This is a genomic window from Pseudomonas sp. UFMG81 (assembly GCF_015354575.1).
Lineage (GTDB): Bacteria > Pseudomonadota > Gammaproteobacteria > Pseudomonadales > Pseudomonadaceae > Aquipseudomonas.
The window spans coordinates 189,068-206,881 of the sequence record NZ_JACAFQ010000005.1 but is presented as its reverse complement, the minus strand read 5'-3'; the positions used below and the strand labels follow the sequence as shown (position 1 = coordinate 206,881).

General features: G+C 64.1%; 17 protein-coding genes. 7 read left to right on the top strand and 10 right to left on the bottom strand.

Going from position 1 to position 17,814, the window contains the following annotated elements:
• Window positions 1-3: 3 nt before the first annotated feature.
• From IX761_RS06000 to IX761_RS05980, 5 genes are all read right to left on the bottom strand, one after another.
• Complete coding sequence (locus IX761_RS06000; RefSeq protein WP_194788703.1) at window positions 4-537, bottom strand: DUF3299 domain-containing protein; 534 nt, start codon at window positions 535-537, stop codon at window positions 4-6.
• A 50-nt stretch (window positions 538-587) separates the two neighbouring features.
• Window positions 588-833, bottom strand: coding sequence for a GlsB/YeaQ/YmgE family stress response membrane protein (locus tag IX761_RS05995; RefSeq protein WP_194788702.1), 246 nt, complete (start codon window positions 831-833; stop codon window positions 588-590).
• A gap of 96 nt (window positions 834-929) precedes the next feature.
• Window positions 930-2,012: a 5-(carboxyamino)imidazole ribonucleotide synthase gene (locus tag IX761_RS05990; RefSeq protein WP_194788701.1), complete on the bottom strand. Its 1,083-nt coding sequence runs from the start codon at window positions 2,010-2,012 to the stop codon at window positions 930-932.
• Between the two features lie 10 nt (window positions 2,013-2,022).
• On the bottom strand, window positions 2,023-2,514 hold the full coding sequence (gene purE / locus IX761_RS05985) for a 5-(carboxyamino)imidazole ribonucleotide mutase (protein WP_050707559.1): 492 nt from the start codon (window positions 2,512-2,514) through the stop codon (window positions 2,023-2,025).
• Between the two features lie 171 nt (window positions 2,515-2,685).
• Window positions 2,686-3,615 (bottom strand): LysR substrate-binding domain-containing protein, encoded by a 930-nt coding sequence (locus tag IX761_RS05980; RefSeq protein WP_194788700.1) that lies wholly within the window; start codon window positions 3,613-3,615, stop codon window positions 2,686-2,688.
• A gap of 181 nt (window positions 3,616-3,796) precedes the next feature.
• Here IX761_RS05980 and aspA point away from each other — a divergent pair, with 181 nt between their 5' ends.
• The 4 genes from aspA (at window position 3,797) to IX761_RS05960 (ending at window position 8,922) form a co-directional block, all read left to right on the top strand.
• On the top strand, window positions 3,797-5,221 hold the full coding sequence (gene aspA, locus IX761_RS05975; protein ID WP_194788699.1) for an aspartate ammonia-lyase: 1,425 nt from the start codon (window positions 3,797-3,799) through the stop codon (window positions 5,219-5,221).
• Window positions 5,222-5,580: 359 nt separating this feature from the next.
• Window positions 5,581-6,573, top strand: coding sequence for an AraC family transcriptional regulator (locus IX761_RS05970; RefSeq protein WP_194788698.1), 993 nt, complete (start codon window positions 5,581-5,583; stop codon window positions 6,571-6,573).
• Window positions 6,574-6,775: 202 nt separating this feature from the next.
• Entirely contained in the window at window positions 6,776-7,816 is a 1,041-nt protein-coding gene (locus IX761_RS05965) for a histone deacetylase family protein (protein WP_194788697.1), read from the top strand.
• A gap of 2 nt (window positions 7,817-7,818) precedes the next feature.
• On the top strand, window positions 7,819-8,922 hold the full coding sequence (locus tag IX761_RS05960) for an extracellular solute-binding protein (protein WP_194788696.1): 1,104 nt from the start codon (window positions 7,819-7,821) through the stop codon (window positions 8,920-8,922).
• Window positions 8,923-9,085: 163 nt separating this feature from the next.
• Here the strand turns inward: IX761_RS05960 and IX761_RS05955 are convergent, their stop codons facing one another.
• Complete coding sequence (locus tag IX761_RS05955; RefSeq protein ID WP_194788695.1) at window positions 9,086-10,606, bottom strand: PLP-dependent aminotransferase family protein; 1,521 nt, start codon at window positions 10,604-10,606, stop codon at window positions 9,086-9,088.
• Window positions 10,607-10,696: 90 nt separating this feature from the next.
• Here IX761_RS05955 and IX761_RS05950 point away from each other — a divergent pair, with 90 nt between their 5' ends.
• Genes IX761_RS05950 through IX761_RS05940 form a run of 3 tightly spaced genes read left to right on the top strand, consistent with a single transcriptional unit; the run spans window position 10,697 to window position 12,464 of the window.
• On the top strand, window positions 10,697-11,326 hold the full coding sequence (locus IX761_RS05950; RefSeq protein WP_194788694.1) for an FMN-binding negative transcriptional regulator: 630 nt from the start codon (window positions 10,697-10,699) through the stop codon (window positions 11,324-11,326).
• Window positions 11,327-11,338: 12 nt separating this feature from the next.
• Complete coding sequence (locus IX761_RS05945; RefSeq protein WP_194788693.1) at window positions 11,339-11,785, top strand: GNAT family N-acetyltransferase; 447 nt, start codon at window positions 11,339-11,341, stop codon at window positions 11,783-11,785.
• Window positions 11,786-11,792: 7 nt separating this feature from the next.
• Window positions 11,793-12,464: a GNAT family N-acetyltransferase gene (locus IX761_RS05940; protein WP_194788692.1), complete on the top strand. Its 672-nt coding sequence runs from the start codon at window positions 11,793-11,795 to the stop codon at window positions 12,462-12,464.
• A gap of 60 nt (window positions 12,465-12,524) precedes the next feature.
• Here IX761_RS05940 and IX761_RS05935 read toward each other — a convergent pair whose 3' ends face one another.
• From IX761_RS05935 to IX761_RS05920, 4 genes are all read right to left on the bottom strand, one after another.
• Window positions 12,525-12,803, bottom strand: coding sequence for a helix-turn-helix transcriptional regulator (locus IX761_RS05935; RefSeq protein ID WP_194788691.1), 279 nt, complete (start codon window positions 12,801-12,803; stop codon window positions 12,525-12,527).
• The gene (locus IX761_RS05930) at window positions 12,800-14,125 is read right to left on the bottom strand and encodes a type II toxin-antitoxin system HipA family toxin (RefSeq protein WP_194788690.1); all 1,326 of its coding nucleotides are present in this window, start codon (window positions 14,123-14,125) and stop codon (window positions 12,800-12,802) included. The genes IX761_RS05935 and IX761_RS05930 overlap by 4 nt, the downstream gene beginning before the upstream one ends.
• A 287-nt stretch (window positions 14,126-14,412) precedes the next feature.
• Entirely contained in the window at window positions 14,413-16,221 is a 1,809-nt protein-coding gene (gene oadA / locus IX761_RS05925; protein ID WP_194788689.1) for a sodium-extruding oxaloacetate decarboxylase subunit alpha, read from the bottom strand.
• A gap of 11 nt (window positions 16,222-16,232) precedes the next feature.
• Entirely contained in the window at window positions 16,233-17,648 is a 1,416-nt protein-coding gene (locus IX761_RS05920) for an acetyl-CoA carboxylase biotin carboxylase subunit (protein WP_194788688.1), read from the bottom strand.
• Window positions 17,649-17,814: the final 166 nt, after the last annotated feature.

Below are 17,814 nucleotides of genomic sequence, written 5' to 3'. Positions count from 1 at the left end.
CGATCAAAGGTCGGCGTCTTCCACCACCCTCACCTTCCCCGCATCCAGCGCATACGCCGCATCCGCCAGGTCATTGCTGACCGTCTCCACCTTCAGCGCGCCGGTCACCCACAACGGCGTGTAGATATCGTCGATCTTCAACCCTTTCGGATACCGCACCAGCACCAGCTGATTGGGCGGCGGCGGCGGCACGTGGATGCACGCCCCCGGGTACGGCACCAGGAAGAACAACGTGCTGTTGCCCTTGGCATCGCTCTCCAGCGGCACCGGGTACCCGCCCAGGCGGATCTGTTTGCCGTTCATCGCGGCCACGGTCTTGGTCGAGTACATCACCGCCGGCAGGCCCTTGCTCTGCTTCAGGCCACCCTTGGCGGTGAAGGTGCCCTGGGCTTCGGGGGAGTCGTGGTCGATCTCGGGCATTTGCTCGAGGGCCTTCTGGTCCGACTTGGGCATCAGCTCCAACCAGTCGGTTTCGGGCAATTCGGCATGGGCCAGGGTACTGGCCAGCAGCAGGGGAATGAGGAAAAACGCACGCATGACAATGCTCGGCAACTCAGGTTTGAATTGCCGAGCATTCTAGCCTGTGTTCAGTTCTTCTTGATGAAGCCGTAGATCACCAGAAGGATGACCGCGCCCACCAGGGCCCCGAAGAAGCCCGCGGCCTGCCCGGCCTGGTAGATGCCCAGGGCTTGCCCGCCATAGGTGGCGGCCAGGGAGCCGGCGATGCCGAGGAGGATGGTCATGATCCAGCCCATGCTGTCGTCCCCAGGTTTCAGGAAGCGCGCCAGCAGGCCGACGATCAGGCCGATGAAGATGGTTCCAATGATGCCCATGGCAATCCCTCTGTGGTGAAAATGGAACAAGCCAAAGCCTAGACAGCGCTTTGGCTTGTTGCCATTTCAGAGGGGCAGTTGCCTCAAGAAGTTCGCTTAGCCGGCGATCAACGCCTCTACTTCAGCGATCTTGGCCTGGAGCGTGGCCATGTCGGCGCAACGCAGGGTGGCGTGGCCAACCTTGCGCCCGACCTTGAACGCCTTGCCGTAGTGGTGCAGGTGGCAATCGTCGATGGCCACGACCTTGTCCACCGCCGGCACTTCACCGATGAAGTTGAGCATGGCGCTCTCGCCGACCTTGGCGGTCGAACCCAGCGGCAGGCCGGCGACGGCACGCAGGTGGTTCTCGAACTGGCTGCACTCGGCGCCTTCGATGGTCCAGTGCCCGGAGTTGTGCACACGCGGGGCGATCTCGTTGGCCTTCAGGCCACCGTCGACCTCGAAGAACTCGAAGGCCATCACGCCGACGTAGTCCAGCTTCTGCAGCACGCGGCCTACGTAGTCTTCAGCCAACGCCTGCAACGGGTGCGCAACGCTTGCCACCGACAGGCGCAGGATGCCGCTGTCGTGGGTATTGTGCACCAGCGGGTAGAAGCGGGTTTCGCCATCGCGGGCGCGCACGGCCACCAGCGACACTTCGCCGGTGAACGGCACGAAGCCTTCCAGCAGGCACGGCACGCTGCCCAGTTCGGCGAAGGTGTCGACCACGTCTTCAGGCTTGCGCAGGACCTTCTGGCCCTTGCCGTCATAACCCAGTGTGCGGGTCTTGAGCACGGCCGGCAGGCCGATGCTGGCCACGGCGGCATCGAGGTCGGCTTGCGAGAGGATGTCGGCGAAGGCTGGGGTGGGGATGCCCAGGTCGCGGAACATGCTCTTCTCGAACAGGCGGTCGCGGGCGATGCGCAGGGCTTCGGCGCTTGGATACACCGGCACGAACTGCGAGAGGAAGGCGACGGTTTCAGCCGGCACGCTCTCGAATTCGAAGGTCACCAGGTCGACTTCGTCGGCCAGCTGGCGCAGGTGGTCCTGGTCACCGTAGTCGGCGCGCAGGTGCTCGCCCAGGGGGGCGGCGCAGGCGTCCGGGGCCGGGTCGAGGAAAGCGAAGTTCATGCCCAGCGGGGTGCCCGCCAGGGCCAGCATGCGGCCCAGCTGGCCACCACCGATTACACCGATCTTCATATCTTCAGCCTCAAGCCTGGCGCGGGTCTGGATTGTCCAGCACGGTGTCGGTCTGCTCGGTGCGGAACTGCTTGAGCGCCGCGTGGAACTGCGGGTACTTGGCACCGAGGATGCTCGCCGACAACAGCGCGGCATTGATCGCGCCAGCCTTGCCGATGGCCAGGGTGGCAACCGGCACGCCGGCCGGCATCTGCACGATCGACAGCAGCGAATCGACGCCCGACAGCATCGACGACTGCACCGGCACGCCCAGCACCGGCAGGTGGGTCTTGGCGGCGCACATGCCCGGCAGGTGGGCGGCGCCACCGGCACCGGCGATGATCACCTCGATGCCGCGGCCTTCGGCCTCCTCGGCGTACTGGAACAGCAGGTCCGGGGTGCGGTGGGCGGAAACCACCTTCACTTCGTAGGGAATGCCGAGTTTTTCCAGCATATCGGCGGTGTGGCTAAGGGTGGACCAATCGGACTTGGAGCCCATGATCACGCCAACCAGTGCACTCATCGTCGAGCCTCTTCGCTTGTGCGCCCGCAGGCGCGTCAAAAAACAACAAGCCACGCGGGACGACCGGCGTGGCTTGTTTGCTGATCATGACCGGATCTATCCGGTCGAGGGGCCGCGCAGTATAGCGTAACGATGCGTCATCACGGCACCCCCGGCGACCAACTGTCGGCCTTATTTTTCGGGGGTTTGGCTGACTTTCGAGTCAACCGCGCCGCCCTCCAGCTTGCGCCACAGCAAGCGCACGTTGGCCTTGCGCACCAGGGCGCAACGGTAAAGGCGGATTTCCAGCGGCACATGCCATTGGCTGCCGCCGCAGATCGCCAGCTCGCCGCGCTCAAGCTCGCCACGCATCGACAGCCGCGGCACCCAGGCGATGCCCATGCCCTCCAGCGCCATGCTCTTGAGGCTGTCGGCCATGGCCGTTTCATAGACAGTGGTATAGCGCAGGTTGCGCTGGCGCAGCAGCAGATTGACCGAACGGCCGAGGAAGGCACCGGCGCTGTAGGCCAGCAGCGGCACGCTGGCCTCGCCCTCCAGGTCGAACAACGGCTTGCCATCGGCGCCCACCGCGCACACCGGGAGCATTTCGGTGTTGCCCATGTGCAGCGACGGGAAGATCTCCGCATCCATCTGCAACGCCGCGTCAGGGTCGTAGAACGCCAGCATCAGGTCGCAGCCGCCTTCGCGCAGTGCGTGCACCGCATCGCCCACGTTGGTGGCCACCAGGCGCGTGGCGATGTTCAGCCCATCGTTGCGCAACTGGGCCACCCAACGGGGGAAGAACCCCGAGGCCAGCGAGTGTGCGGCCGACACCTGGATCACTTCACCCTGCCCGCCTTCGAGGTGATGCAAATGGCGGAGAACTTCGCTCAACTGGTCGACAACGGTACGCGCGGTGACCAGAAACAGCTGCCCCGCCTCGGTCAGCTCGATGGGCGTGCGGGAACGGTTCACCAGGGTCAGCCCCAAGGCCGCTTCCAGGCTGCGGATGCGGCGGCTGAACGCCGGCTGGGTGACGAAACGGCGCTCGGCCGCCTGCGAGAAACTGCGGGTGGAGGCTAGGGCACTGAAGTCCTCCAGCCATTTGCTTTCGAGGTTCATCGACTACTCCGCAACGCGTGCACCAAAATGGAACACGCTCGATTGTCAATCGGCGTCACATCAAACCGTATGCCGTTTGTGCATAGGTTAGCGTGCAACAGCATTGGCCGCCAAATCTGCCCAGCCCTAGCATTGGCGCCATTCCGGCAGGTGCCGGGTCAAAATCGAGATGATATCCATCATGTCCTCCGCTGCATCGTTCCGCGTCGAAAAAGATCTGCTTGGCACTCTGGAAGTCCCTGCCGATGCCTACTACGGCATCCAGACCCTGCGCGCTGCCAACAACTTCCACCTTTCCGGTGTTCCGCTGTCGCACTACCCGAAACTGGTAGTGGGCCTGGCGATGGTCAAGCAGGCCGCTGCTGACGCCAACCGTGAACTGGGGCACCTGAGCGATGCCAAGCACGCCGCGATCAGCGCAGCCTGCGCACGCCTGATCAAGGGCGACTACCACGAGCAGTTCGTGGTGGACATGATTCAAGGCGGTGCTGGTACTTCCACCAACATGAACGCCAACGAAGTCATCGCCAACATCGCGCTGGAGGCCATGGGCCACCAGAAGGGTGAGTACCAGTACCTGCACCCGAACAACGATGTGAACATGGCGCAGTCGACCAACGACGCCTACCCGACCGCCATCCGCCTGGGCCTGCTGCTGGGCCACGACGCCCTGCTGGCCAGCCTCGACAGCCTGATCCAGGCCTTCGCCGCCAAAGGTAAAGAGTTCGACCACGTACTGAAGATGGGCCGTACCCAGCTGCAGGACGCCGTGCCGATGACCCTGGGCCAGGAATTCCGCGCCTTCGCCACCACCATGACCGAAGACCTGCAGCGCCTGCGCTCGCTGGCCCCGGAACTGCTGACCGAAATCAACCTGGGCGGCACCGCCATCGGCACCGGCATCAACGCCGACCCGGGCTACCAGATGCTGGCCGTTCAGCGCCTGGCGATCATCAGCGGCCAGCCGCTGGTACCGGCTGCCGACCTGATCGAAGCCACCTCCGACATGGGCGCCTTCGTGCTGTTCTCCGGCATGCTCAAGCGCACCGCGGTCAAGCTGTCGAAGATCTGCAACGACCTGCGCCTGCTGTCCAGCGGCCCACGCACCGGCATCAACGAGATCAACCTGCCGGCGCGCCAGCCAGGCAGCTCGATCATGCCAGGCAAGGTCAACCCGGTGATCCCGGAAGCCGTCAACCAAGTCGCCTTCGCCATCATGGGCAACGACCTGGCCCTGACCGTCGCCGCCGAAGGTGGCCAGCTGCAGCTGAACGTGATGGAGCCGCTGATCGCCTACAAGATCTTCGACTCGATCCGCCTGCTGCAACGCGCCATGGACATGCTGCGCGAGCACTGCATCGTCGGCATCACCGCCAACGAACAGCGCTGCCGTGAACTGGTCGAGCACTCGATCGGCCTGGTCACCGCCCTGAACCCGTACATCGGCTACGAAAACGCCACCCGTATCGCCCGCGTCGCCCTGGAAACCGGCCGCGGCGTGCTGGAACTGGTGCGCGAAGAACAGCTGCTGGACGAAGCGATGCTCAACGACATCCTGCGTCCGGAAAACATGATCGCTCCCCGTCTGGTTCCGCTGAAGGCGTAATCCAGGCCGCTGCAAACAGTCTCACCAGGTCGAGGGACTAGACACCTCTCAACCTTTCAAGGGCCCGAGCGCACGCTCCGGGCCCTTTTTTTATGCGCGCTTCCAGTCAATGAGTTTGCACGCCCCCTGTAGGAGCGGCCTTGCCGGGGCGCCGGACCGGTCGGAAAGGGCCGCAAAGCGGCCCCAGCGTTACCACATAAATTGCCGGGGCTGCTGCGCAGCCCTTTCCGACCGGTCCGGCGCCCCGGCAAGGCCGCTCCTACAGAAAAGCTGCGCAAGGCAGCTGCTCCCACAAAGGCCAGCACTCCTCGGCACACAACTTGCTCCATAATGCCCCTCAGCCCCACGGGACACCGAGCATGCTGCACAGCCACCTCACCACCCTCAATGCCGTTTCGCTGATCCTCCAGGTGTTCCAGGAGCAAGGCGTAGACACGCAGCAACTGCTCGTCGGCAGCGGCATCGGCCTGGCAGACCTTGAGCACCCGGACGCCCGCATCACCACCCAGCAAGAGCTGCAGGTGTGCGCCAACGCCCTGGCCCGGCGCGAGGACATTGGCCTTGAGCTGGGCCGGCGCATGCATGTGTCGTGCTACGGCATGCTCGGTTACGCCCTGCTCTCCAGTGCCACTTTGGGTGACGCCCTGCGCCTGGCACTGACATTTCCGGCACTGCTGGGAACAGTTTTCCAGTTGCGCCTGGTCGACGACGGCCAGCGTGTGTGGTTCAGCGCCAGCGAGCACTACGATGCGCCGGGGCTGGCGGCGTTCAATGCCGAGTTCTGCCTGGTGTCGTTGAAGGTAATCTGCGACGACCTGCTCGGCCGACCGCTGCCGCTGCTGGCGGCACGCTTCGAGCACCCGCGCCCCGGTTACCACGCGCTCTACGACAGTGCATTCCAATGCCCGCTGGGCTTCGACGCCGGCGACAACGCCTTCGCCTTTGAGCGCCGTTGGCTGGACATGCCGCTGCCCCTGGCCGACCCGATCACCCACAAGGCGATGAGCGAGCGCTGCCGGCGCCTGAACCTGGAGTTCACCGGGCGCCAGGCCTGGCTGGGGCGGATACGCCAGCTGCTGCTCCAGCAACTGGATGCGGCGCCGGGGCTGGAAGGCCTGGCGCGGCAGATGAACTGCTCGTCGCGCACCTTGCGCCGGCACTTGCAGGCACTGGGCAGCAGTTATCAACAGCTGCTCGACGAACTGCGCTTCGAACGGGCCAAGCAGCTGCTGGCCGAGGACCAGATGCCGATCTACCGCATCGCCGAGACGCTGGGGTTCAGCGAGACGGCGAGCTTCCGGCATGCCTTCCAGCGCTGGAGCGGCGTGGCCCCGAGCCATTTTCGCGGTTGACCTCACTGGCCCTATCGCCGGCAAGCCGGCTCCCACAGATGCCGCGCCCACTGTGGGAGCCGGCTTGCCGGCGATGAGGCCCTGACAGACAAGGCCAGATGACTTGGCCATATCGATCCCCTTTTGGCCATCCGCACCATTCTCCCTTCATTGGCCCACCCACCAGAATGAGCCCACGCCAGTGATACCCGGAGAACAACAAATGCTGACGATCTATTCCGATGACCACCGCCTGCACCACGGCCGCTGCGAGCTGATCGACGGCCAGCTGATGCCGTGCTTCGAGATGCCTTCGCGCGCCGACCATGTGCTGGAGCGGGTGAAAAAACAGCAGCTCGGCCCCGTGCAAGGCCCACAAGACTTCGGCCGCGCGCCGATCCAGCGCATCCACAGCGCCGACTACCTGAACTTCTTCGAGGGTGCCTGGGCGCGCTGGGCCGCGCTCGGCCACGACGGCGACCTGCTGCCGTTCACCTGGCCGGCGCGCACCCTGCGCCAGGTCAAACCCACCGGCCTGCATGGCGAGCTGGGCTACTACAGCTTCGATGCCGGCGCGCCGATCACCGCCGGCACCTGGCAGGCCGCCTACAGCGCAGCGCAGGTAGCACTCACCGCCCAGGCCGCGATCCAGCAAGGCGCGCACTCGGCCTTCGCCCTGTGCCGGCCACCGGGGCACCACGCCGCCGCCGAAGTGATGGGCGGCTACTGCTACCTGAACAACGCCGCCATCGCCGCCCAGGCGTTCCTCGACCAGGGCCGGCGCAAGGTGGCGATCCTCGACGTCGACTACCACCACGGCAACGGCACCCAGGACATCTTCTACCAACGCAACGATGTGTTCTTCGCCTCGATCCACGGTGACCCGCAGGACGAGTTCCCGTTCTTCCTCGGCTATGCCGACGAGATCGGCGAGGGTGCGGGTGAAGGTTGCAACATCAACTACCCCTTGCCCGCCGGCAGCGACTGGAACGCCTGGAGCGCCGCGCTGGAGGACGCCTGCCAGCGCATCGCCGCCTACGACGCCGAAGTGCTGGTGATCTCGCTGGGCGTGGACACCTTCAAGGATGACCCGATCTCCCAATTCAAGCTGGACAGCCCGGACTACCTGGCCATGGGCGCGCGCATCGCCCAGCTCGGCAAGCCGACGCTGTTCGTGATGGAAGGTGGCTACGCTGTGGAAGAAATCGGCATCAACGCGGTCAATGTGCTGGAAGGCTTCCAGCGCGCCCAGCCAGGAGCCTGAACATGGTCCGACTCAAGCGTCTGCTCGCCCCGCTCATCGCCGCCGGCCTGCTCACCGGCGCCCTGCCGGCCCACGCCGAACAGCGCACCCTGCGGGTGTACAACTGGTTCGACTACATCACCCCGCAGACCCTCGTCGACTTCCAGAAGGACAGCGGGGTCAAGCTGATCTACGACATCTTCGACACCAACGAGGCGCTGGAGGCCAAGCTGCTCACCGGCAACTCCGGCTACGACGTGGTGGTGCCTTCCAACGTGTTCCTCGCCAAGCAGATCGAGGCCGGGGTGTTCCAGCCACTGGACCGCAGCAAGCTGCCCAACTGGCAGCACCTGGACCCGGCGCTAATGAAGCTGATCGAGGCCAACGACCCCGGCAACAAGTTCGCCGTGCCCTACATGTACGGCACCGTGCTGATCGGCTTCAACCCGGCCAAGGTCAAGGCGGTGCTGGGCGACGACGCGCCGGTGGACAGCTGGGACCTGATCTTCAAGCAAGAGAACATCGCCAAGCTCAAGCAGTGCGGCGTGGCGCTGCTCGATTCACCGTCGGAGATCCTGCCGCTGGCCCTTTCGTACCTGGGCCTGGACCCCAACAGCGGCAAGCCGGCCGACTACCAGAAAGCCCAGGACCTGCTGCTGAAGATCCGCCCGCACGTCACTTACTTCCACTCCTCCAAATACATGGCCGACATCGCCAATGGCGATATCTGCGTGGCGGTGGGCTATTCGGGCAGCTTCTCCCAGGCCGCCAACCGGGCGCGCGAGGCCAAGAACGGCGTGGTGGTGGACATGCGCCTGCCGAAGGAAGGGGCGCCGATCTGGTTCGACATGCTGGCGATCCCGAAGAACGCGGCCAACCCGGAAGATGCCCACACCTTCATCAACTACCTGCTGCGGCCTGAGGTGATTGCGCCGATCAGCGATTTCGTCGGCTACCCCAACCCGAACAAGGACGCGACCGACAAGGTCAGCCCGGCGATCCGCAACAACCCCAACCTGTACCCGACGGCGGAGGCGATGGCCAAGTTGTATACGCTAAAGCCGCTGCCGCGGGATGCCGAGCGCGCGCGGACGCGGGCCTGGACCAAGATCAAATCCGGTACCTGAAGCGCTCGACCTGTTTCCTGTAGGAGCGGCCTTGTGTCGCGAAAGGGCTGCGTAGCAGCCCCGGCAATATTTGCGGTGACGCCGAAATCCGGGGGCCGCTTCGCGCCCCTTTCCGACCGGTCCGGCGCCCCGGCAAGGCCGCTCCTACAGAAGACTGTCGTTCCTACCTCCAAGCCTTGCGCAGGCGCATCAGGGCATCGGCAATCTGGGCCTCCGGCACCGCCGCGAACCCCAGCACCAGCCCTGCGCGCTTATCCACAGGCACCTCGCTGTCCTCCAGCCAATACCCGCTCAGGGGATTGAGCTCCACCCCCACCGCCTCGGCCCGAGCCACCAGTTCCTGCTCCCGCGCAAAGTTATCCACAGCCACTTTCACATGCAGCCCCGCCGCCACGTCCGGCATCGCCCCCAACCCCGGCACCTCTGCCGGCCAGCCGGCCCTCAGCACATTGCGCCGCGCCAACGCTGCCCGGCGCATTCGGCGAATATGCCGCTGGAAATGCCCCTGGGCCATGAACGCGGCCATCACGCACTGGGTGCCCACCTCCGAATGCCGCACCGCCAGCGCCCGGCTCTGACTGAACGCCTGCACCAGGCGCCTGGGCAGCACCAGGTAGCCCAGGCGCAATGCGGGGAAGGCGATCTTGCCGAAGGTGCCGACGTACAGCACCCGGCCCTGCCGATCCAGCGCCGCCAACGGCGCCAGCGGTGCACCGCTGTAGCGGTACTCGCCGTCGTAGTCGTCCTCGACGATCCAGCCATCCTGCCGCGCGGCCCAGTCCAGCAGGGCCAGGCGCCGAGCCAGGCTCAGGGTCACGCCGGTGGGGTACTGGTGAGCCGGCGTGACATAGGCCAGGCGGCAGTCGGGCATCTGGGCCAATCTCGCGCAGTCCATGCCCTCCTCGTCCACCGGCACACCGCGAAGCGTCGCTCCGGCGACGGCGAACGCATGCCCGGCGGCGCGATACCCCGGGTTTTCCACAGCCACACCGTGCCCCGGCCGCAACAGCAACTGTGCACAAAGGCTGATCGCCTCCTGCGCACCACTGGTGATCACAATTTGTTCAGCCGTGCAGGAGAGCCCCCGAGAGCGGCGCAGGTAGGTGGCGATCAGCTCACGCAGCGGCATCTCACCGGCTGGGTCGCCATAGCCCAGCAATGCCGGTTCGGGATTTCGCCAGAAACCCGCGTGCAGCTTGGCCCACACGTCGAACGGGAACAGGTCGAACGCCGGCACGCCCACGCGAAACGCCCGTGGCGATCCGCTTCGGGGAGGGGGTAAATGGTGCTTTTTCAGACGTTCGATGGGCTCGCTGGAAGCGCCTGAACTGGATAAATCCTCAGTATCAGCGGCACAAAATGTGGATAACTCTGTTGATAAACCCAGGGATAACCCTGTGGACAGTTGTGTGGATAGTTTCGTCAGCTGGCTGACATAGGTGCCATCGCCTACCCGGCTTTCGATAAAGCCTTCGGCATAGAGCTGGTCGTAGGCGCGCACCACACTGTTGCGCGACAGCCCCAGCATCGCCGCCAGGTCTCGGGTAGCCGGCAACCGGGTGCCACTGCCCAGGCGCCCGTCCAGTACCCGCGCGCGCAGGGCCTGGTACAGCTGCTGGCTGAGGCCGCGACGACGGTCGAGTTCAAGGCCGGCAGGGTCGAAGGGCAGCGCGTGTTGGCTCATGGCAATGGACCTATGAAAACAGACATGAATGGCTCTTACACAGGACCAATAGCCTGCCTAGGATGAAGCCACTGCACAAGGAACCCCGGCATGTACAACAGCAAACCGCACCAGGAACACGACCTCGGCCGCTTGCACCAGCACATGCTGGAAACACGCCTGGCCATGCTGGTCAGCCATGGCGAGCAAGGGCTGCTGGCCAGCCACGTGCCGGTGCTGGTGGCGACCGGCGAAGGCGAGTTCGGCACCGTGTATGCCCACCTGGCCCGCGCCAACCGCCAATGGCAGGACCTGGAGCAAGGCGCGCAAGCCCTGCTGGTGTTCCCTGGCGCCGACGCCTATGTCAGCCCCACGTACTACCCGAGCAAAGCCGACAACCCCAAGGTGGTGCCCACCTGGAACTACACGGCCGTGCATGCCTGGGGCGTGGTCGAGGTGATCCATGAGCCAGCGCCGCTGCTGGACATCGTCAGCCGCCTGACGGATCGCCATGAACAAGGCCGCGCAGCGCCATGGACGGTGGCCGACGCCCCCGCTGACTACCTCGAAGGCATGCTCCGCGCCATTGTCGGCATTCGCCTGCCCATTACCCGCCTCCAGGGCGCGCGCAAACTCAGCCAGAACCGCTCGATGCAAGACATCGCCGGTGTACGCGAAGGCCTGGCCGCCAGCACGGACCCTGTGGATAACCAACTCGCCGCGCACATGCGCGACCTCTGAAGGAAAAGGCCCATGACCAGCATTACCCTGCGCCCGGTGGGCGCCGCCGACCACGCCGCCTGGCTGCCGCTGTGGCAGGCCTACCTGCGCTTCTACCAAACAGAACTGCCCGAAACGGTCAGCGCCAGCACCTGGCAGCGCCTGCTCGATACCAGCGAACCGACCCATTCGACGCTGGCCTGGGTCGATGGCAAGGCGGTGGGGATGGTCAACTTCATCTACCATCGCTCCAACTGGAGCATCGAGCACTCCTGCTACCTGCAGGACCTGTATGTGGACAGCGAAGTGCGGGGCCTGGGCATCGGCCGCCAGCTGATCGAACACGTCTATGCCGCGGCCAAGGCCGCCGGCTGCGGCAAGGTGCACTGGCTGACCCACGAGACCAACGCCACCGCCATCAGCCTGTACGAGCAGGTTGCCGAGCGCCCGGGCTTCATCCAATTTCGCAAAGCATTGTAGGCCGCCCATGACCGACGCATTGAACTGGAAACCCGCGGGCACGCCCGACGCCGCGCCTATCGACGGCCGCTTCATCCGCCTGGAAAAGCTCGATCCGACGCGCCATGGCGACGATCTCTGGCAAGTGCTGCAAGGGCCGGGTTCGGACCCGGTGCTGTGGGACTACCTGCCGTATGGCCCATTCAGCGAGCGGGACAGCTTCGACCGTTGGCTGCAAGGCAATGCCGCCAGCCGCGACCCGCTGTTCTACAGCGTCATCGACCGCGCCAACGGCCAGGTCCAGGGCATCCTCAGCTACATGTCGATCGTCCCCGAGCAGGGGCGCTTCGAGATCGGCCATATCGCCTTCGGCGCCGCCATGCAGCGCACGCCCAAGGGCACCGAGGCGGTGTACCTGTTGAGCAAGCTGGGCTTCGCGCTGGGCAACCGCCGGCTGGAATGGAAGTGCAACAACGCCAACGCCCGCTCCAAGCGCGCGGCGGAGCGCTTCGGCTTTGTGTTCGAAGGGGTGTTCCGCAATCACATGGTGGTCAAGGATCGCAACCGGGATACCGCCTGGTACTCGATTACCGATACCGAATGGCCGGCCGTGGCGGCGGGGTTCGAGCGTTGGCTGAGTGAGGAAAACCAGCAGCCTGAGGGGCAGGTGCGAACGCTGGAAACGTGCCGCCTGGGCTGAACCAGTCGCGGGGCAAGGCGCATCGGCGCTCCCACGCTTGCGACTTGCCCCGCGATGCAGTCAGCTGATCGGACGGTTACGGCTAACCACACCCATTTTCAATCCAAACGGCTTGAACACTGCGTTCAGTGACTTCAGCGTGGGGTTGCCCTCCCCCTGCTCGATCTGGATCAGCGTACGAACCGAAATCTTGCACATCTTCGCAAACTGGGCCTGTTGCATCTTGGCCACCTCGACACGCAGCCGTCGCACTGCCGCGCCAAGCTCCAGGCTGCCGTCAGCGATACCCTCGCGCACTGCGTCGATCAATAATCCGCGCACATCAATGGAAACCGTCATGTCAGCCCCCAGGCGGTCAGCCGGCGCTCCAGCGCGCCGAGTGCAATGGCCGGATGGTTCATCACACTGTCAGAGAGCCCCAGGTCAGACAGAATGTCCGGCAATGCCACCAGGTTGCGGGCATCCTGGCGCAAGCGCTGGAAGGCCTGCTCCGGGTCCATCACTGTAGCCAAGGCGTCACAGGCCGCTCTCCAGTCGATTTCGCCCGCCCGTTCGATCGACGCCGGCCATTTGGTCGTCCGGGTTATCCCTTCCTGATCCATCACCATCGGTGCAAGGTCATAGATCGGCGCCAGGCGCACGGCCTTGCGGGTGCGGATGATGGCCGTGTTGCGCCCATGGTTGTCGGCATTGCCCAGAATCTTGTTGATCAGATCACGACGCATATAGTCCGCAATCATCTCAGGCACTTCACCTTTCTGCCCTGCTTCTATCCACAGCCAGGCCAAAGCCTCTATCGCTTCCAAATGCCCCATTCGGCTACCGGCCTCGCTCACGCCGCACAATGCATACATCGACTCTACCGCGAACCGCTCTACCCCTTGGCTTGTTACCTGTCGGTCGAAGCGCTCCAGCCACAGGCTGGGTTTGCTGCCTTCCTCCAGCGCCATATGCGAGCTGGCCACCGTTTCCAGGCCAAGCTGCTGCAAGGCTTTGTAGTACAGGTGCTCAGCGCGCAGGATTTCCTGGTCGTTGGCCAGGGCCTGATTTCTGGCGAACTTGATGAACCAGTGCCGTTGGGCACGCTCATCAGCAAGCACTGCGTCCGGGTACAGCCGGCCACCGGCGTCCTCGGTCATTAACAACTTGGGCGCTTCCCCGCCAGCACCTGTTGCACCACCGATCGCCGCACCCTGCTCATAGGCGTACTCCAGAAAGCGTTGATCCCGCGTGACAACGTCCTCCCGGGTAAAGCCCATGGGGTCTGCCAAGTCCAACCACTCGGTCGACTCCTTGATACGCAAGTTGCCAATAGGCGCAGGTGTGCAGCGCCCCAACAGAAACAGGTCATCGCCGATGCCTGCCGGTTTCTCACGGCCGATATGCTTGAGCAGGAAGCGCTTTGCCGCGCCCGCAGGGGCAATGTCGTATAGGAATGCAGGCGCGTGTGCCAGCCGATGAGCACCAAAATCGACAGGTAACCTTGCGCTTACCGCTTGGCTGAAAAGGCTGTCGTAGGCGTCTGTATGGTTCTTTACGTAATCGGAGGTGTAGGCGAACTCGCAGGGGCTAAGCAAACTTTGCTCAGGCGCAGCAAAGTTCAAGGCCATGGTGTCATGCCACTTGCCGTCGCTATATAACTGGAGCGTGAGTTTGCTCATTGGCCACCTGCACGTTACTGCACTTTTTTGAAGCGCGACCCGATTTGCTCTGCAGTATAGTGCAGATCAATAGTGCAACATCGTTCAAATCTGCATTTAAATGCATTTAATAGCCGAGCGATAGTAAAAATCTGCATTTAAGTGCAGTTCAAAAATAGATGATCATTACCAATGGCGATCCTCAGCGGCGTTTCAACCTCGGCAACCTGCCGGGGCTGGAACGGCAGGCGAAAAAAAGGGGAGCATTCGCTCCCCAGAGGTTAACCGCTTGTAGATGAAGGCTTTGCTCAGCCTTCGATCTCGATCAGGATCTCGCCCGGGTTCACCCGGTCGCCCTTGGCCACGTGGATGGCGACTACCTTACCGGCGATCGCCGCCTGCACTTCAGTCTCCATCTTCATGGCTTCGGTGATCAGCACCGCCTGGCCAGCCTTGACCACATCACCTTCCTTGACCAGCACATCGACGATGTTGCCCGGCATGGTGGTGCTGACGTGGCCCGGTGCGCTGGCCTGCTTGCGCTTGCTGCTGCCACCGCCGACGAACTCGTTGAGCGGCTCGAACACCACTTCTTCCGGCATGCCGTCGATGGACAGGTAGAAGTGGCGCTTGCCCTCGGCCTTGACGCCCACGCCGGTGATGTCGACGCGGTAGGTTTCGCCGTGCACGTCAATGACGAACTCGGTCGGCACGCCTTCGCCGCCCACCGAACCCACCGCGCCGGCCTCCGGAATTGGCAGCAGGGCTTCGGGCTTGAGGGTGCCGGCTTCGCGCTCTTCGAGGAACTTGCGGCCAATGTCGGGGAACATGGCGAAAGTCAACACGTCTTCTTCGCTCTGGGCCAGGGCGCCGATGTCGGCGCGCAGCTTGGCCATCTCTGGCTTGAGCAGGTCGGCCGGGCGCACGTCGATCACTTCTTCGCTGCCGATGGCCTGGCGCCGCAGTTGCTCGTTGACCACGCCCGGGGCCTTGCCGTAGCCGCCTTGCAGGTACAGCTTCACTTCGTTGGTGATGGTCTTGTAGCGCTCGCCGGCCAGCACGTTGAAGAACGCCTGGGTGCCGACGATCTGCGAGGTGGGGGTGACCAGCGGCGGGAAGCCGAGGTCTTCGCGCACCCGCGGGATTTCCTCCAGCACTTCGTTCATGCGGCTGAGGGCACCCTGCTCCTTGAGCTGGTTGGCCAGGTTGGAAATCATCCCGCCCGGCACCTGGTTGACCTGCACGCGGGTATCCACGGCGGTGAACTCGCTCTCGAACTGGTGGTACTTCTTGCGCACGGCGTAGAAGTACAGGCCGATTTCCTGCAACAGCTCCAGGTCCAGGCCGGTGTCGAATTCGCTGCCCTTGAGCGCGGCGACCATCGACTCGGTGCCCGGGTGGCTGGTGCCCCAGGCGAAGCTGGAGATGGCGGTGTCGATGTGGTCGACGCCGTTTTCAACGGCCTTGAGCTGGCACATGGCGGCCAGGCCGGCGGTGTCGTGGGAGTGGATGAATACTGGCAGCGACTGCTCGGCCTTGAGTGCCTTGACCAGCTCGCCGGTGGCGAACGGGGTCAGCAGGCCGGCCATGTCCTTGATCGCCACCGAGTCGCAGCCCATGGCTTCCATCTGCTTGGCCTGCTGCACGAAGGCGTCGACGGTGTGCACGGGGCTGGTGGTGTAGGCGATGGTGCCCTGGGCGTGCTTGCCGGCGGCCTTCACCGCCTCGATGGCCACGCGCAGGTTACGCACATCGTTCATGGCGTCGAAGATGCGGAACACGTCGATGCCGTTGACCGCTGCCTTGGCGACGAAAGCCTTGACCACGTCGTCGCTGTAGTGGCGGTAGCCCAGCAGGTTCTGGCCGCGCAGGAGCATCTGCAGGCGGGTGTTGGGCAAGGCGTTGCGCAGCTTGCGCAGGCGCTCCCACGGGTCTTCTTTCAGGAAGCGCACGCAGGCGTCGAAGGTGGCGCCACCCCAGACTTCCAGCGACCAGTAGCCGACCTTGTCGAGCTTGTCGCAGATCGGCAGCATGTCTTCGGTGCGCATGCGGGTTGCCAGCAGGGACTGGTGGGCGTCGCGCAGGATCGTGTCGGTAACAAAGATTTTCTTGGACATTATTCGGTTCCTCACAGGCCTGCGTGGGCGGCGATGGCGGCGGCGATGGCCAGGGCCAGCTCTTCGGGTTTGCGCTTGATCGAGTAGTTGGTCAGTTCGGGGTGGGCTTCGACGAAGCTGGTGTTGAACTGGCCGCTACGGAATTCCGGATTGCGCAGGATTTCCTGGTAATACGCGGCGGTGGTCTTCACCCCCTGCACGCGCATGTCGTCCAGGGCCCGCAGGCCACGGTCCATGGCTTCTTCCCAGGTCAACGCCCAGACCACCAGCTTCAGGCACATGGAGTCGTAGAAGGGTGGAATGGTGTAGCCGGTGTAGATCGCCGTGTCGGTGCGCACGCCCGGGCCGCCGGGGGCGTAATAGCGGGTGATCTTGCCGAAGCTGGGCAGGAAGTTGTTCTTCGGGTCTTCGGCGTTGATCCGGAACTGCAAGGCGAAGCCGCGGTGCTGGATGTCTTCCTGCTTGATCGACAGCGGCAAACCGGAGGCGATGCGGATCTGCTCGCGAACGATGTCGATGCCGGTGATTTCCTCGGTGATGGTGTGTTCCACCTGCACCCGGGTGTTCATCTCCATGAAGTACACCTCGCCATCGGCGAGCAGGAACTCCACGGTACCGGCGTTCTCGTAGTCCACCGCCTTGGCCGCGCGCACGGCCAGGTCGCCGATGTAGGCGCGCTGCTCGGGGGTAAGCTGCGGGCTTGGGGCGATCTCGATGAGCTTCTGGTTGCGGCGCTGGATCGAGCAGTCGCGCTCGAACAGGTGCACCACGTTGCCAAAGCTGTCACCGAGGATCTGCGCCTCGATGTGCTTGGGGTTGACGATGCATTTTTCCAGGAACACTTCCGCCGAGCCGAAGGCCTTGGTGGCCTCGGAGATGACACGCGGGAAGTTCTGTTCCAGCTCCTCACGGCTGTTGCAACGGCGGATACCGCGCCCACCGCCACCGGACGTGGCCTTGAGCATCACCGGGTAGCCGATGCGGTCGCCTTCCTGCAGGGCTTCGTGGATGTCGGCGACGTTGCCTTCGGTACCAGGCGTGACCGGTACGCCGGCGGCAATCATGGTGCGCCGCGCTTCGGTCTTGTCGCCCATGCGGCGAATCACGTCGGCAGCCGGGCCGATGAACTTGATCCCGCGTTCGGCGCAGATCTCCGCCAGTTCGGCGTTCTCCGACAGGAAACCATAGCCCGGGTGCAGGGCATCACAGCCGGTTTCCACAGCCAGGTTGACCAGCTTGCGCGGGTTCAGGTAACCGGCCAGCGGTTCGGCACCAATGCTGTAGGCCTCGTCGGCGCGCTTGACGTGCAAGGCGTGACGGTCGGCGTCGGAGTAGATCGCTACAGAGCGAATGCCCATCTCGGCGCAGGCACGCACGATGCGAACTGCGATTTCACCCCGGTTGGCGATCAGGATTTTTTTTATCACTGGAGTCTTCCCAAAGCCGTAGGAACAGACGATCCGGTTGTACCGGTCGGCGCGTGACCAGACGTCGCTGGCCAGTCGCACATTCACCCTAGCGCCGACCGTTGATAAACAAAAATCAATATTTGTTAGGGCCAGTATTAGTAAAAGCTTATAGTCCGGTAACAAG

What these genes read in the sequence shown, in the direction of transcription:
- IX761_RS06000 (WP_194788703.1), bottom strand. Translation starts at nt 537, where the DNA reads ATGCGTGCGTTTTTCCTCATTCCCCTGCTGCTGGCCAGTACCCTGGCC.
- IX761_RS05995 (WP_194788702.1), bottom strand. Translation starts at nt 833, where the DNA reads ATGGGCATCATTGGAACCATCTTCATCGGCCTGATCGTCGGCCTGCTG.
- IX761_RS05990 (WP_194788701.1), bottom strand. Translation starts at nt 2,012, where the DNA reads ATGAAGATCGGTGTAATCGGTGGTGGCCAGCTGGGCCGCATGCTGGCC.
- purE (WP_050707559.1), bottom strand. Translation starts at nt 2,514, where the DNA reads ATGAGTGCACTGGTTGGCGTGATCATGGGCTCCAAGTCCGATTGGTCC.
- IX761_RS05980 (WP_194788700.1), bottom strand. Translation starts at nt 3,615, where the DNA reads ATGAACCTCGAAAGCAAATGGCTGGAGGACTTCAGTGCCCTAGCCTCC.
- aspA (WP_194788699.1), top strand. Translation starts at nt 3,797, where the DNA reads ATGTCCTCCGCTGCATCGTTCCGCGTCGAAAAAGATCTGCTTGGCACT.
- IX761_RS05970 (WP_194788698.1), top strand. Translation starts at nt 5,581, where the DNA reads ATGCTGCACAGCCACCTCACCACCCTCAATGCCGTTTCGCTGATCCTC.
- IX761_RS05965 (WP_194788697.1), top strand. Translation starts at nt 6,776, where the DNA reads ATGCTGACGATCTATTCCGATGACCACCGCCTGCACCACGGCCGCTGC.
- IX761_RS05960 (WP_194788696.1), top strand. Translation starts at nt 7,819, where the DNA reads ATGGTCCGACTCAAGCGTCTGCTCGCCCCGCTCATCGCCGCCGGCCTG.
- IX761_RS05955 (WP_194788695.1), bottom strand. Translation starts at nt 10,606, where the DNA reads ATGAGCCAACACGCGCTGCCCTTCGACCCTGCCGGCCTTGAACTCGAC.
- IX761_RS05950 (WP_194788694.1), top strand. Translation starts at nt 10,697, where the DNA reads ATGTACAACAGCAAACCGCACCAGGAACACGACCTCGGCCGCTTGCAC.
- IX761_RS05945 (WP_194788693.1), top strand. Translation starts at nt 11,339, where the DNA reads ATGACCAGCATTACCCTGCGCCCGGTGGGCGCCGCCGACCACGCCGCC.
- IX761_RS05940 (WP_194788692.1), top strand. Translation starts at nt 11,793, where the DNA reads ATGACCGACGCATTGAACTGGAAACCCGCGGGCACGCCCGACGCCGCG.
- IX761_RS05935 (WP_194788691.1), bottom strand. Translation starts at nt 12,803, where the DNA reads ATGACGGTTTCCATTGATGTGCGCGGATTATTGATCGACGCAGTGCGC.
- IX761_RS05930 (WP_194788690.1), bottom strand. Translation starts at nt 14,125, where the DNA reads ATGAGCAAACTCACGCTCCAGTTATATAGCGACGGCAAGTGGCATGAC.
- oadA (WP_194788689.1), bottom strand. Translation starts at nt 16,221, where the DNA reads ATGTCCAAGAAAATCTTTGTTACCGACACGATCCTGCGCGACGCCCAC.